Below are 14806 nucleotides of genomic sequence, written 5' to 3' on the forward strand. Positions count from 1 at the left end.
GCACATGGACACCCTCGCATCCGCCCGCGATATCGCGGTTACCGCCGCGGACCACGCCTTCGTCGCCGATGCCGCGCAGCAGGAGCTGCTGGAGCTCGAACCCGGCCACGGACCTGTGTTGGTGTTGGGCGGTCCCGGGACCGGGAAGACGACGACGCTGCTGCGCGTGCTCACGGCCCGGCTGGACACCGGGCTTGATCCGCAACACGTGCTGGTGCTTTCCCCGACTCGCTCCGCCGCGGCCACGCTCCGCGACGACCTCTCCGCCGGCACCGACAAGACGTTCTCCGAACCTGCCGTGCGCACCTGGTCAGCCTACGCGTTCGACCTGATCCGCAGGGCCAGGCTGGACGGGCTGCTGCCGGCATTGCAACGGCCGCCCCGATTGCTTTCGGGTCCCGAGCAGGACACCTTGATCGGACACCTGCTCGAGGGCCATGCCATGGGAATCACGCCAGGTCCCGCGTGGCCCGAATCCCTGGGGGAGGCCATCGGCACCCGGGGCTTCCGCAAGGAGCTGCGTGAACTCTTCGACAGGATTTCCGAGCACGGGCTCGAAGCCGGGGCCCTGCAGGATCTTGGCGAGTCCCTTGGCCGCCCCGAATGGATCGCCGCCGCCCAGTTCTACCAGGAATACCGCGACCTCTTGGACCTGGGCAGTGCCGAGGCCTTCGACCCGGCCGGGCTGCTGGCCGCCGCCGCCGGCATCCTGGAATACAACCCGGAGTTCCTGGCCGCCGAGCATGAACGCCTGCACCTGGTGATGGTCGATGACCTGCAGGAAGCCAACCCGGCGCAGCATCGCCTGCTGTCGCTACTGGCCCGTGGGCGAGACCTGGTGGCCTTTGCCGCGCCAGACAACGTGGTGCAGGGATTCCGTGGCGCACGCCCGGACATGCTGGGCGAATTCGGTGCGCGCCTGGGTACCGAAAACGATCCGGCCCGCACGATTGAGCTGAAGACTTCCTATCGCCTGAACGAGGAGCTCGCGTTCGCCTGGGGCCGAGTGGCCAGACGGATTCCCGTCGCGGCCGGCGGCGCCGGGCGGATTCTTGATGTGCCCGATGACGGGAACACGCATCACTCCTCCGCAAGCCCAACGGCCGAAGCCGGAGCGAGAGGCCCGGCGGACAGCGAGTCCGACGCGCCGGAGGTGCCCGCGCCGGGCAACCTCGAGGTGCTGCTGGTGGACTCGCCCATCCACGAACAGCGCCTCGTCGCCCAGCGGCTGCTGGAAGAACACCTGATCCACCACCGGCCGTTGGACACCATGGCGGTGATCCTGCGCAACGGGTCACAGGTCCGCTCCATGGCCAAGTACCTGGCCGGGACCGGCATCGCGGTGAACACCCCGCCCGCGGAAACCCCGCTGCGCGAGGAACCGGCGGTGCGTCCGCTGCTGGACTTGATGCAACTGGCACTGGCACCGGAGGCGCCACAGGATCCGCTGTTGCTGCAGGAACTCTTGATGTCCCGCTACGCCAACGCCTCGGCACTCGACGTGCGGCGGCTGCGCCAGGGACTGCGCCGCCACGAGGTCGCGGCCGGAGGCAACCGCTCCAGCGCCGAACTGCTCACCGGGATGCTGGACCAGCTGGAGCTGCTCGAGACCATGGGCCGCGAGGCGGCAGGGGCCAGGCGCCTGGCCAGGATGTACCAGGCGCTTCGCACCGAACTGGCGAGCAACGACGTCAACGCCGAGACCGCTCTCTGGTCGTTGTGGGCGGCAAGCGGCATGGCCCAGAAATGGACCGATGCCGCGCTGGCCGGCGGCATCCTGGGAACCCGTGCCGACCACGACCTCGATGCCATGCTGGCCATCTTCCAATCCGCCGAACGCTTCGTTGACCAGCTGCCCGGTTCCTCCGTGGCGCAGTTCGTGGAGCACGTGCTGGGCCAGGAACTGCCCATGGACACCCTGGCCAACCGAGGCGGGTCCGCCGCCTCCGTGCAGGTTCTCACCACCGCGGCGGCCGCCGGGCGCGAATGGGACCTGGTGCTGGTGCCGGGCATGCAGGAAGGGATCTGGCCCAACACCAAGCTCCGCGGCGAGCTGCTGGGCGGGGGAGCGCTCAGCGACGTGATCGAACACGGCCCGCAGATTCTCCCCGTCCGCAATATCGCCTCCCTCATCCGCGAGACCCGCGCCGACGAACTGCGCACCTTCGCCAATGCGATCTCGCGCGCAAAGTCCAAGGTCCTGGCCATCGCCGTGGCCTCCGAGGACACCCAGCCCTCGTCCTTCCTGGACATCGTGGACCCCGACGGGGCCATCCAGGGCCGCCGGACGGTCTTCGTCCCGCGACCCCGGACCCTCGGCGCCCTGGTGGCAGAGCTGCGCCAGGCCGCCGAGGCCACGGCCCTGGATGAGGACAGGGCGCCGCTGCACCGCGACGCCACCACCGTGCTTGGAACCCTGGTCGCCGCACCGCACCCGGTCCGCGGGGCCCATCCCGCCGGCTGGTGGGGACTGGCCGAATCAACCTCCAGCGGACCCGTGGTCCCGCCCGGGGACCCGGTCAAGGTTTCCCCCTCGAAGGTCGAGGCCGTGATGAACTCACCGCTCAACTGGTTCGTCCAGGCAGCCGGGGGAGAGGCAGCCACCGATTTTGCCCGCTCGCTGGGCACCTTGGTGCACTCCATTGCCGAGGAACACCCCGAGGCCAGCGGAGGTGAATACCTGCAGGTGCTCGAGGAGCGCTGGGGCGAACTGGAAATGCCGGAGAACTGGGAAGGCGCCCGGGACAGGGAACGCGCCGAATCGATGCTCAAGAAGCTGGCACAGTACAACGTCATGATGCGCACCGAAAACCGGCGGCTCATCGGCCGGGAGATCCCCTTCGAGGTCACGATCCCCGCACCTCCCGCCATCGAGGCTCCTGCCACCGACCACTCGACCACCGGCCCCTCGACGCCGGCGGATCCCAACGCACCGCGCGCGGCCTTGCTGCGCGGGGTTGTTGACCGCGTGGAGGCCGACGCGGAAGGCAACCCGTGGGTAGTTGACCTGAAGACCGGTAAATCCCAGCCCAGCGGCAAGGACGTGGAAAAACACCCACAGCTTGGCGCCTACCAGGCCGCCGTCATCAACGGTGCGCTGGCCGGGAAGACCGCCGAGGAACTCACGCGCGTTCCGGCCGGTGCCTCGCTGGTGCAACTGGGAACCGGCACCAAGTCCCCGCGTGAACAGGCCCAGCCCGCCATCACCGACGAGGACTGGGCCACCCCGATGGTTTTGTCCGCTGCCCAGTTGATGGGGGACGCAGACTTCCTCTCGCGCCACGACCCGGCCCGCGGAGGGCGCAGCGGCAGCAACTGCCGGTTGCCGGGAATTTGTCCATTGTGTTCCGAAGGAAGGCAGGTCACCGAGCCGTGAGCCGCACCGAATCAGCAACCCCGCCGGCCGATGAGCTGGCCGGATTCGACTCGCCCGCCACGGATCAACGGGTGTATTCGCCCGAGGAGCTGGCCGATATCCTGGGCCAGCACCAGCCCACCCCCGAGCAGTCTGCGATCATCTCCTCCCCGCTGGAGCCGCTGCTGGTCATCGCCGGCGCCGGGTCGGGCAAGACCGCCACGATGGCCGACCGGGTCATTTGGCTGGTGGCCAACAACAAGGTGCGCCCCGAGGAAATCCTTGGCGTGACCTTCACCCGCAAGGCCGCCGGGGAGCTGGCCCAGCGCATCCGCGGGCAGCTGGAGAAGCTGGCCCGTTCCGGATTGCTGGAGCTCGAGGACGAGGGCCTGCTGGATCCTTCGGTGTCCACCTACCATTCCTACGCCAACACACTGGTGAAGGAACACGGTCTGCGCATCGGCGTCGAGTCCGACACCGCGCTTTTGGGCACCGCTCAGGCCTGGCAGGTAGCCGCGGCAGTGGTCGAGGGGTACACCGGGGACTACGAGCACCTGGCTTCCTCCAAGAACACGCTCATCGACGCCGTGGTGACCTTCGCCGGGGAATGCGCGGAGCACCTGGTGTCCCCGGTGGACGCCAAGGAATGGATCGATACGCTGGTCGGGCGGCTCGAGGCGCTGCCCTACCGCATCGACAAGCCCGCAGCGCCCTCCCAGGAGGCCCGCAAGCTGCTGGACAAGCTGCGCACGCGCTCCACCATCGCCGAACTGGCAGTTGCATACGCGCAGGCCAAGGCCGCCCGCGGAGCCCTTGACTACGGCGACCTGGTGGCGCTGGCCGCCCGCATCGCCAAAGAAATCCCCGAGGCCGCGCAGAGTGAACGAGCGCGCTTCAAGGTGGTGCTGCTCGACGAGTTCCAGGACACCTCGCACGCCCAGATGGTGCTCTTTTCCTGCATCTTCGGTGACGGGCACGCGCTGACCGCGGTGGGGGATCCCAACCAGTCCATCTACGGCTTCCGCGGAGCCTCGGCCGGGCAGCTCTTCCGTTTCCCCACGGAATTCCCCGCCCGCACCCACGGCTCCGGCGTGGACGGGGGCGAGGGACTGCGCCCCGCCTCGGTGGCGTATCTAAGCACCGCGTGGCGCAACTCGGTCAATGTCCTGCAGGCGGCCAACGCCGTTTCCGCGAAGCTGAACTCGGTAGCACCCTCCGGGATTTCGGTGCCGTCGCTCAAGCCCAGCGCCTTTGCCGGAACAGGAAAGGTGGAACTGGCCCGCTACGCCACCGGGTCCCAGGAGGCGGCAGCACTGGCCCGGCGCTTCGTCGCCGAGCGCAATTCCTTCTTCGCCGAGCACGGGCGCAACCCGTCCATGGCGGTGCTCTGCCGCACCCGCTCGCAGCTGACCCCCATTTCCCGCGGTTTGGAGGACGCCGGCATCCCGTACGAGATCCTGGGCCTCGGCGGGCTGCTGAGCATGCCCGAGGTCACCGACATCGTCGCGACGCTGAACGTGCTGGTGGACCCCAACCGTTCGGACCACCTGGTGCGGCTGCTGGCCGGGGCGCGCTGGCGCATCGGTCCTGCCGACCTGATGGCCTTTGCCGACTGGTCGCGTTTCCTGGCGAGGCGCCGCGACTTTGCGCTGAAGGACGGCAGGCCGGAGAACCTTGACGCGCCCGAGAGCGCCGAGGAAGTCACCCGCGGGGAGGCCAGGGCGGAATTGAACGACGCCGCGAGCCTGATCGAGGCCCTGGACCACCTGCCGCACCCGGACTGGGTCTCCGGCGACGGTCGCGCCCTGACTCCCGAGGCCGTGGCCCGGTTGCGCACGCTGCGCGACGAGTTGCGTTACCTGCGCGGCTTTATCGACGACGACCTCGAGGCGCTGCTGCGCGAGACCGAACGCGCCATGGGGCTGGACATCGAGGTGGCGGCGAAGCCCGGGGTCGGCATCCACGAGGCCCGTCGCCACCTTGACGCCTTCGCCGACATTGCGCAGGACTACGCCAGCACCTCCGCACGCGTCGACCTTGCGGGATTCCTGACCTGGCTGGAGGCAGCCGCCGAAAAGGAGGGCGGGCTGGCGATCGTGCCTGGTGAATCGAATCCGGACGCGGTGCAACTGCTGACCATCCACGCATCCAAGGGCCTGGAATGGGACGTGGTCGCTGTGACAGGGATGAACGATGGCGTATTCCCCAGTGCCAACGATTCGCGCTGGACCAGCGGGGACGCGGCACTTCCGTGGCCATTGCGCGGAGACAAGCACGACCTGCCGCAGTGGGACACCAACCAGGAGTGCCTCTTCGATGTGGTCAAGGCCGAGGGGATGTTCAAGTCGGAGGTGCTGGCCCACGCCGAACTGGAGGAACGGCGCCTGGCCTACGTTGCGCTGACCCGGGCCAAGTCCTTGCTGATCTGTTCGGCCACCGCGTGGACCGGCACGCGCACCAAGCTCACCGAGCCTTCCGGTTTCCTCCTGGACATGCTGCCGCTCGTCGATCCGCCGAACCCCTCGGCCGAATCCACGACGTGGGTGGCGGACGAAGACGCGCCGGAGGCCAATCCGTTCCGCGAGGCGCCGCTGGAGGCCAGGTGGCCGTACGATCCGTTGGAAGGACCGATCGTCACAGGCGGCGGGATGCAACGCCCCCGGCCCCCGGGACGCCGCGCCAAGCTGGAAGCTTCGGCCACAGCAGTACTTCAGGCCGCCCGGCACGCTTCCGACGGCACCGTGGCGCCAGCCGATCCGTCAGCCGAATCCAAGGATGGTGAATGCCTCCCGGCGCAACAAGGGCCCTGGCAGACCCCCATTGGCGAGGGCTGGTTCAAGGAAGCCGAGCTCTTGCTGGCCCGGAAGGCACAGGAAGCAGCCGAAGAACGGACCACGGTGATACCGAAGCACGTGCGTGCCTCGGTCTTCGTGGACCTGGCCACCGACGCGGCAGCCGTGCTGGCCGAGCTGCGTCGCCCCGTGCCGCGGCGCCCGGGGACCGCCGCCCGCCGCGGCACCGCGTTCCACGCCTGGCTGGAGGAGTACTTCGACTCCACCGGGATGCTGGAACTGGGGGACTACATGGAGGCGGCCGACGCGTACATAGACGACGCGCTTGACCTTGAGGACATGAAGAACGCCTTCCTGGACTCCGAATGGGCCAACCGCCAGCCGGCATTCGTGGAGGCAGCTATCGAGACGCGCATCGGCCCGGTGTCGGTGCGCGGACGCATCGATGCGATCTTCCAGGAACCCGACGGGGCCTGGCTGCTGGTGGACTGGAAGACCGGTCGGGTGCCGCGCGGCGAGGAACTGCGGATCAAGGCCCTGCAGCTGGCGGTGTACCGGCTGGGCTGGGCGCGGCTGCGTGGCATCGACGTCTCCGAAGTCCGTGCGGCGTTCTACTACGTGGGTTCCGGCACCACCATCCGGCCGCACGACCTGGCCGATGAAGCCGAGCTGGAGAGCCTGATCAGCAATTCAATGGGAGCGCTGAACGGCTGATTGCCGCCACTTCGTGGGGCAAACGCAAGGGGCGGGGACGATCGGAATTGATCCGATCGTCCCCGCCCCTTGCGTGGCGGCCTAGAGGCCCGGAACGCTGACCACGTCGGACTTGGCCGGAGCCACGTTCGGCTTGACTGCGTTCCACTCGCTGAAGGTCATGGATCCGGAGCCCTCGCTTGCGGATCCGGTTGATTCAATCTTCAGCAGGTGGGGTTCGCCCTCGGCGGCGATCCAGAAAATGGTGTCGCTGCCGGTGTACTTGAAGGCCTTGGCGCCGTTGAGGTCGTCGAGGGACTTCTTGGTGATCTTTGGGGCTTCCTTCGTTCCGAGTTCAACGGTGTCCATCGATGCAAGGAAGGAACCCACGGTGAAGTCCCCGAACTGGTCGGCGTTCTTCGTTGAAATCCACTTGTTCGCTGCAACCGTATCGAGCATCTTCGCGGCCTCGGCCCCGGCCCTTTGGGTCAAAAATGCCTTGTTGGGCTTCATGTACGAGACGTTGTCGACCGTCAGTAGTTCGATGGTGGCGTCGTCCTGGCTCAATTTCATCAGCGAATTGGTTCCGTCGACGGTGCCCGAAAGCTCGAAATCGCCTTTCTCGGAACCGTTGGTGATGTCACCGATGACGGTTGCCGAGGTGGCCTTCTCAATGGCGGCGGACGTCTTGGGGAAGATTTCCTTGGCCTCCGGCACTACGATTTCCGCCTCCACCGGGGCGGCTGCGGATCCGGCGGTCGACGCTCCGGCGGGCTGTTCCACTGCGGCCGAACATCCGGTCAGGGCCAGCAATACCCCGGCGGTTGCTGAGAGCAGCATGGTGCTGTTCTTGAAATTTTTCATACGTTTGTCCCCGCTATGCATAGGAAGTTGGAAGTCGCTCACCGACGTCAGGGACGTTGAAGAGCAAACCTCACTCTATCAAGTGGACTTAATATGAAGCGATCTGTAACAGGAGGTTCGCCAACACAGATGCCTGCCTGCTATTTAGGGTGGGCAGGCTGGACGGGGATCGCGGTGGTGTCGCTCCCTGAGGAATCCTTTTCCCTACCGTTCGGGGTCTGCTCGCCGGACGTCGAGGTGCCATCTTTAGTGACGTTCGCCTTCGACGAGTTCACGGGGGTTTCAGCCGAAGTGGCGGATTCTTTGGTATCCGCCGTATCCTTCTCGTCCTTTGTTTCCTTGGCGTCAGTGTCCTGGCCCGGCGCTGTGTCCGGGGAGGATGCCTTGGATTGCTTGTCCGTCGATCCCGGCTCGGAGTCGCCCCTCGACTCCGAGGTGGGCTTGGGGGAGCTGGCAGGTTTTTGCGGGGCAGCGGCCGGGACCGGCGGTACGGCAGGTGGCGTCGGTACGGCACTCACGGGGGAGGGCACGATCCTAAGGGCCGACGTTTCCGGCTCGGCAGGACTCGATGAGTTATCCGCATCGGGCCCGGCATCGTCCACTGGCGCGATGCCGGATACGGTGACTTTCTTGGCGACCGGCAACTTTTCGGCGACGCTGACGGGTTCGGGCTGTTCTTCGGTCGCTACGGCGCGGGCCGCACGCGGTGGCTCGACCACGGAGATCGGCTGCCCGCCATACTCGGCAATATCCGAATCGAGTTCCTCGAGCATGATTTTTGCCTCGGCTATGCGCTCGGCGTCGCCGCCGGCAATTGCCTTGACCAGCCACTGGGCCAGCGCAAACTCGGCTGCCAGTGCGGCACGACGCATGATGTGCGGATCGGCGCGGTCCCCGCGCACTGCAACGTAGCTTTCGAAGGCTGCCTCGGCGAAGGACTGCTCGTGCACCGCCGCGAGCCAGGCGAAGTCGTCGGCCGGATCCCCGACCTGCAGGTCGGTCCACCCGGTGACGGCAACGACCTTGGCGTCCTGGACCAGCAACTGGTCCTCGTGCAGGTCCCCGTGGATGACGGTGGCGTTGAAGCGCCACAGGGCCACGTCTTCCAGCGCGTGTTCCCAGCGGCGCAGTAGCCGCGAGGGGATCATGCCGGTGGTCGCCGCAGCGTCGAGCTCGTTCAGGCGGCGCTGGCGAACCTGCTCGGCCGTGTAGGAGGGCAAGTCCGCCCGGGCAATTGCGGAAGAGGGCATCGAGTGGATGGCTGCCATGACCGACCCCAGGTCGCGGGCGCAGCGTGAACCCTGCGACACCAGGTCCTCGAGGGAGTACTGCTTGCCGGGAACATGGTTGTACACGAAGGTCCGCAGCGGGCCCTGTCGCACGGTTCCGGCGACCGAGGGCAGCTGGAAAGGCAGCGAGGCGCGAATGCCGGCGGAAAAGGCGCGCAGGGCAGCCAATTCCGTTTCGAGGCGCATGCTGGCTTCCTCGTGGCGCGGGGAGCGCACGCGCCACCGGTTCTTGGCGGCATCGACAATGAGCACCGAGTCGAAATCGTTGCCGTCGTCCGGCAGCGATGCCACGCCCGTGGGCGCCAAGCCGGGGACCGCGGCGGTGGCGATGGCAGCGAGTTCCATGGGAGAGCGTTTCACATCCTCCACCGTAGACCGCAAGCCGTGCCCGCGTCCTGCGGTGCGGCGGCGAGTCGCATGTTTTGCGTTCAACTCCCCTTCCGGTTGCTCCTCGCGGGGAGTCGGAGGGACGGTGCCCCGCGCCACGGGAAGGTGCGCCGATGGCCACAACCGGTGCCCTGAAGTAGGCGTTGGGCCACAACTCTCAGTACGGTTGGTGCTATGAGCGATACCGTGCAGAACCCAGTGACCAGTTTCCCGGCGCTAGGAGCCCTGCCCTTGGCGCGTGCCACCACCGACCGCGGTTGCGAGCGGCGCACCGACGACGGCTGGCTCGATGTCCTGCGCGCTGATCCTGCGACCCGTCACCTGGTGCTGGTTGGCGGGCGTGCCCGGGTGCTCGACGGTGAATTGGTGTTGATCGAGCTGGCCGCGGTGCCGGCCGGCGGCACGGAGATCTACCTGGGTTTTGACGGCACTTCCGAAATCGTGCTGCATTCCTTCCATGATGCCCCTGCCACGTCCGACGGTCAGGCTTCGGCCGGTTCCACGGATCCGGAGCAGTGGCTGGGGCTGCGCGACGTCGCCGCCGGACTCGGTGCCCGCGACGCCGGGCTCTTCGTCGAGGCCGTCGCCATCGCCAACTGGAACCACGCGGTGAACTTCTGCCCGCGTTGCGGCGGCAAGCTGGACCTGCGCGCCTCGGGTTGGGTCAAGCACTGCGCGGCCGAGGACCTGGAACATTTCCCGCGCACCGACCCTGCGGTCATTGTCGCCATCACCGACGAGGATGACAGGTTGCTGCTGGGTGCCAACAAGGCGTGGGGCGGGACGCGCTTCTCGACCCTGGCCGGATTCGTGGAGCCGGGCGAGTCCCTGGAATCCGCCGTCGTCCGCGAGGTCGCCGAGGAATCGGGGGTCGTGGTGCGCAACCCGCGCTATATGGGCTCGCAGCCCTGGCCGTTCCCGCGCTCGCTGATGCTCGGCTTCACCGCCACCGCCGTTGGCACCGAGCTGGTCCCCGACGGGGAGGAGATCATCGACCTGCGCTGGTTCACCCGCGAGGAACTTGCCGAGGCCGTCCGCTCCGGCTCCATCGGAGTGCCCACCGGAACCTCCATCGCCAGTGCCCTGGTCGAACACTGGTACGGCGGCGTGCTGCCCGAACCCGAACGGCTGGAAAACTAGAACATGACAGAGACAACCGACATGGGGGCCCTGGAAGAACGCATTCTCGCCGGGCTGGACGAGGAACAGCGACAGGTGGCCACCACCCTGCGGGGGCCGTTGTGCGTGCTGGCCGGCGCCGGAACCGGCAAGACCCGCGCCATCACCCACCGCATCGCCTATGGCGTGCACACCGGGGTGTACAAGCCCTCCTCCCTGCTCGCGGTGACCTTTACCGCCCGCGCCGCCGCCGAAATGCGCTCGCGCCTGCGGGAGCTGGGGGCCGGGGCCGTGCAGACCCGCACCTTCCACGCCGCTGCCCTGCGCCAGCTGCAATACTTCTGGCCGCAGTCCATTGGCGGGCAGCTGCCGTCCATCGTCGACTACAAGGCGCCGTTGATCACCGAGGCCGCCCGCCGGCTGCGCACCACCGCGGACCGTGCGACGGTCCGGGACCTGGCCAGCGAGATCGAGTGGGCCAAGGTCTCGATGCTCACCCCCGAGTCCTACGTGGCAGCCGCCGCGGACCGCGGGCAGCCCGGCGGGCTGGATCCCATCACCGTTTCGCGGATCTTCCAGGCCTATGAGGACGTCAAGACCGATAGGCAGTTCATCGACTTCGAGGACGTCCTGCTGTTGACCGTGGCGATCCTGGAGGACGACGAACGGGTCGCCGCCTCGGTACGCGGACAATACCGGCACTTCGTGGTCGACGAGTACCAGGACGTTTCCCCGCTGCAGCAACGGCTGCTGGACCTGTGGCTCGGCGGGCGCGACGAACTCTGCGTGGTGGGCGATGCGTCCCAGACCATCTACTCCTTCACCGGCGCCACCCCGCGCCACCTGCTGGATTTCACCGCCACCTATGAGCAGGCCCCGGTGGTGAAGCTGGTGCGCGACTACCGCTCCACCCCGCAGGTGGTGCACCTTGCCAACCGCGTGCTTGCCGCCCGCCGTCCCGAGCCCGGGGTCCCGGACCGTGACATCAACTGGCCCACCCCGCTGGAACTCATCGCCCAGCGCGAGAACGGGCCCGAGCCCACCTTCTTCGAGGCCAAGGACGATGAGGCCGAGGCCTCGGAGATCGCCCAGCGCATCAAGAAACTTATTGCCGAGGGCACCCCCGCGTCCGAAATCGCGATCCTCTTCCGCACCAACGGGCAGTCCGCCGCCTACGAGCAGGCGCTGGCCTCGGCCGGCGTGGGCTACCTGCTGCGCGGCGGGGAACGCTTCTTCGCCAGGCGCGAGGTGCGCGACGCGATGCTGCAACTGCGCTCCGCCGCCCGCCACGCCACCACCGAGGTCGACGGGGCAACCGTCCCGCAGCTGACCCGCGACATCCTGGTTTCGCTGGGTTACAGCGCCACGGCACCGGCCGCCTCGGGCGCAGTGCGCGAAAAGTGGGAGTCGCTTTCCGCCCTGGTGGCGCTCGCCGACGAGATGGCGGAGGCCCGAGCGGGTTCCGAGGTCCCGTTCACGCTTAACACCTTCGTGGCCGAGCTGGAGGAACGCGCAGCCAGCCAGCACGCCCCCACGGTGCAGGGGGTCACGCTGGCCTCGCTGCACGCGGCCAAGGGCCTGGAATGGGACGCCGTGTTCCTGGTCGGGCTCTCCGAGGGCCTGATGCCGATTTCCTTCGCCGACGACCAAGCCGGATACGACGAGGAACGGCGCCTGCTCTACGTGGGCATCACCCGCGCCCGCGTTCACCTTGGCCTGTCCTGGTCGCTGGCGCGCACGCCCGGAGGGCGGGCCAACCGCCGGCCCTCGCGCTTCCTGGACGGGTTGCGTCCGGCGGGAACCTCCCGCGTCGCCTCCGCGCCCAAGGCCGCCCGGCGCCGGAGCCCGGCGGGACCGCCGAAGTGCAGGGTCTGCGGGACACTGCTGACCAGTGCCACCGAACGCAAGCTGGGCCGCTGCGGCAATTGCCCGGCGGGGTACGACGAAGCGGTGTTCGAGTCCCTTCGGGCCTGGCGGCTGCAGGTGGCCCAGGCCAACTCGCTTCCGGCCTTCGTGATCTTCACCGATGCCACGCTGATGGCCATTGCCGAGTCCAAACCCGACGGTCTTGCCGGCCTGGGCCAGGTTTCCGGCGTCGGCAAGGGCAAGCTGGAGCGCTACGGCGAGGCCGTGCTGGCCATCCTGGCCGGCGATACCGTGGACTAGAAGCGAAGCTCAGGCCGCCAGCGGGTCCAGGCAGGTGCAGCGGGACCTGGCCCTGGCCGGCACCGAGGTGATGGAGCCGGTGGGAAGGTCGCACACGGTCATGGATCCGGCCGCCGCCGGGATATTGATGCGGTCCAGGGCCATCAGCACCGCCATGGCGGCAAGGCCGGCGGCCACGGCAGCCAGCGAGGCCTCGGGGCGCAACGCCGGTGCCTGTCCGGCAGACTCCTGGGCGTCGAGCATCCGCAGCGTGGGGTCGCATTGTTCCCACGCGCATGCGGCGCACATGGTGAGCCCGTCGATGACCATCGGACCCAGGTGCATTCCCGAATCGGTGAACAGCACCGGCAGCATCGCGGCATCGACGGCCAGGGATTCCAGCGGCGGCAGCATGCCGCCTGCCATGACCACCGCCATGTCCAGGGCCGCTGCGTCGGGACTGCGACCTGCGGCATCCGCCACCACCAGGTGCGGGTATGTCGACTGCAAGGCCCGGGCGGTGGCACGGGCACGCGGGGCGCCCACGCCGGTGATGCCTGTGGTCCCTGCACCCAGGTCCCCGGCATCCAGCGGGGAACCGTCAGGGACCCGACGCCGGCTCCGGCCAGGACATGGGCCAGCAGCTGGCCCATCCGCCCGCAGCCATAGAGCGCAACCTTGGCCTCGGCGCGGCGCCGCAGCACCGGGACGGCATCCATTTGGTATGCGGCTCCCCATTGCAGGACATCGGGCACCAGGCGCGCACCAAGCCCGGATCCCGTGCCAGGCGCGCCGAGAGGTTCCGCTCCTTCCGCGACCGGGGGCTGTGTGGGGGACTGGACCAGGGCCGGGCCCAGCATCGCTAGGATCTCTGTCCGCCGCCGCTCATCAGGCAGGTCGGGCGCGGGGCCTGCAGGACGCGGGCCGTGCTCGCACAGGGAGAGCACAAAACGCTTTTCCGCCGGAGTGAGCCCGGTTATCCACCGCGCGCGCTGCCCGGTGCCAATCTGGATGGCGCCCTCCACTAGGCTAAGTACCTGCAAGCCCGGGTTGATCCTCATGATGTTTCTCCTTGGGGGAACGGCGGCACCGGCGCGATTCCCCGTCGCCGGCGCCCTGAATGAACCCATCGTGGCACCGGCCGCAGGGGACTCGCCGGCTATCCACACCCTGGAGCGGGAAAGTGCCCCGGCACCGGGGGGACCGGGCATCGGCACAGGCAGCGGCAGCACGCAGTGGCGGAAAGGACACCAACATGCGAACGCAACCATCGACCATCGAGTACGTGGACGAGAAGGGCACCTCCATCCGCGTGGTGCGCTCGGCCAAGCGCAAGAAGACCATCTCCGGGGCGTGGAAGCAGGACACCATGGTGGTCTCGGTGCCCGCCGGCCTGACCGAGCACGCCGAACGGCTTTTGGTGGCCGACATGGTGAAGAAGGTCATGCGCAAGGTCGCCCACGGCTCCGCGACGGACCCGGACGCGGAGCTGGCGGCCCGGGCCCGGGAAATGGATGCCCAGCTCTTTGGCGGGCGTGCCGATCCGTCCTCGGTGTCCTGGGTGTCAAACCAGAACCGGCGCTGGGGTTCGGCCAGCCTGAACAGCCGCCGGATCCGTCTCTCGGACCGGCTGCGCGCCATGCCCCAATGGGTACAGGACTACGTGCTGGCCCACGAACTCGCCCACCTGGTGGAGCCGCGCGACGGCCACGGCCCGCGGTTCAAGGCGGCGCTTTCACGGTACCCACGGGTGCACGATGCCAACATCTTCCTCTCCGGGGTCAGCCACGGCTACCATGCAGCGGCCAAGACCGGGGCCCATGCACTTCCCGGTGACCTGCCTTTGGGCGGAGACGATGACATCGACGACCTCGATGATCTTGACGGCGGGTTCAGGGAGTTCGGCCAAGCCGCCGGGTAGGACTGCCCGCTGCCCGACCCGGGCCGCTTCGGCATTCCGAGGGCAATGAACTTTCACCCAGACAGGCCCACCCGGCAACGACGAAGGGGGGGGGGGGGGGGGGGGGGGGGGGGGGGGCCCCCCCCGGGGGGGGGGGGGGGGGGGGGGGGGGGGGGGGGGCGGGGGCGGGGGGGGGGGGGGGGGGGGGGGGGGGGGGGGGGGGGGGGGGGGGGGGGGGGGGGGGGGGGGGGGGGGGGGGGGG

General features: G+C 68.4%; 8 protein-coding genes. 5 read left to right on the forward strand and 3 right to left on the reverse strand.

Features of this window, described 5'->3' with window-relative positions:
- Nucleotides 1–4 precede the first annotated feature (4 nt).
- Both ACIPUB_RS05640 and ACIPUB_RS05645 read left to right on the forward strand, forming a co-directional pair.
- Nucleotides 5–3376, forward strand: coding sequence for an ATP-dependent helicase (locus ACIPUB_RS05640; protein ID WP_407606472.1), 3372 nt, complete (start codon nucleotides 5–7; stop codon nucleotides 3374–3376).
- The gene (locus ACIPUB_RS05645; protein WP_407606473.1) at nucleotides 3373–6861 is read left to right on the forward strand and encodes an ATP-dependent helicase; all 3489 of its coding nucleotides are present in this window, start codon (nucleotides 3373–3375) and stop codon (nucleotides 6859–6861) included. The genes ACIPUB_RS05640 and ACIPUB_RS05645 overlap by 4 nt, the downstream gene beginning before the upstream one ends.
- An 81-nt stretch (nucleotides 6862–6942) precedes the next feature.
- Here the strand turns inward: ACIPUB_RS05645 and ACIPUB_RS05650 are convergent, their stop codons facing one another.
- The gene (locus ACIPUB_RS05650) at nucleotides 6943–7704 is read right to left on the reverse strand and encodes a hypothetical protein (protein WP_407606474.1); all 762 of its coding nucleotides are present in this window, start codon (nucleotides 7702–7704) and stop codon (nucleotides 6943–6945) included.
- Nucleotides 7705–7844: 140 nt separating this feature from the next.
- The gene (locus ACIPUB_RS05655) at nucleotides 7845–9353 is read right to left on the reverse strand and encodes a phosphotransferase (protein WP_407606475.1); all 1509 of its coding nucleotides are present in this window, start codon (nucleotides 9351–9353) and stop codon (nucleotides 7845–7847) included.
- A gap of 201 nt (nucleotides 9354–9554) precedes the next feature.
- Here ACIPUB_RS05655 and nudC point away from each other — a divergent pair, with 201 nt between their 5' ends.
- A complete protein-coding gene (nudC, locus tag ACIPUB_RS05660) occupies nucleotides 9555–10520 on the forward strand; it encodes an NAD(+) diphosphatase (RefSeq protein ID WP_407606476.1) in 966 nt (321 codons plus the stop codon).
- 3 nt (nucleotides 10521–10523) lie between these two features.
- Nucleotides 10524–12665 carry an ATP-dependent DNA helicase UvrD2 gene (locus tag ACIPUB_RS05665; RefSeq protein ID WP_407606477.1) on the forward strand — a complete coding sequence of 714 codons (2142 nt, stop codon included), beginning with the start codon at nucleotides 10524–10526 and terminating at the stop codon, nucleotides 12663–12665.
- A gap of 9 nt (nucleotides 12666–12674) precedes the next feature.
- Here the strand turns inward: ACIPUB_RS05665 and ACIPUB_RS05670 are convergent, their stop codons facing one another.
- On the reverse strand, nucleotides 12675–13190 hold the full coding sequence (locus tag ACIPUB_RS05670) for a hypothetical protein (protein WP_407606478.1): 516 nt from the start codon (nucleotides 13188–13190) through the stop codon (nucleotides 12675–12677).
- Between the two features lie 709 nt (nucleotides 13191–13899).
- Here ACIPUB_RS05670 and ACIPUB_RS05675 point away from each other — a divergent pair.
- Nucleotides 13900–14565, forward strand: a complete 666-nt coding sequence (locus ACIPUB_RS05675) for a M48 family metallopeptidase (RefSeq protein WP_407606479.1) — start codon at nucleotides 13900–13902, stop codon at nucleotides 14563–14565.
- The last annotated feature ends 241 nt before the right edge of the window (nucleotides 14566–14806 follow it).

It is taken from the genome of Paeniglutamicibacter sp. ORCA_105 (assembly GCF_045798545.1).
GTDB classification, from domain to species: Bacteria; Actinomycetota; Actinomycetes; order Actinomycetales; family Micrococcaceae; genus Paeniglutamicibacter; species Paeniglutamicibacter sulfureus.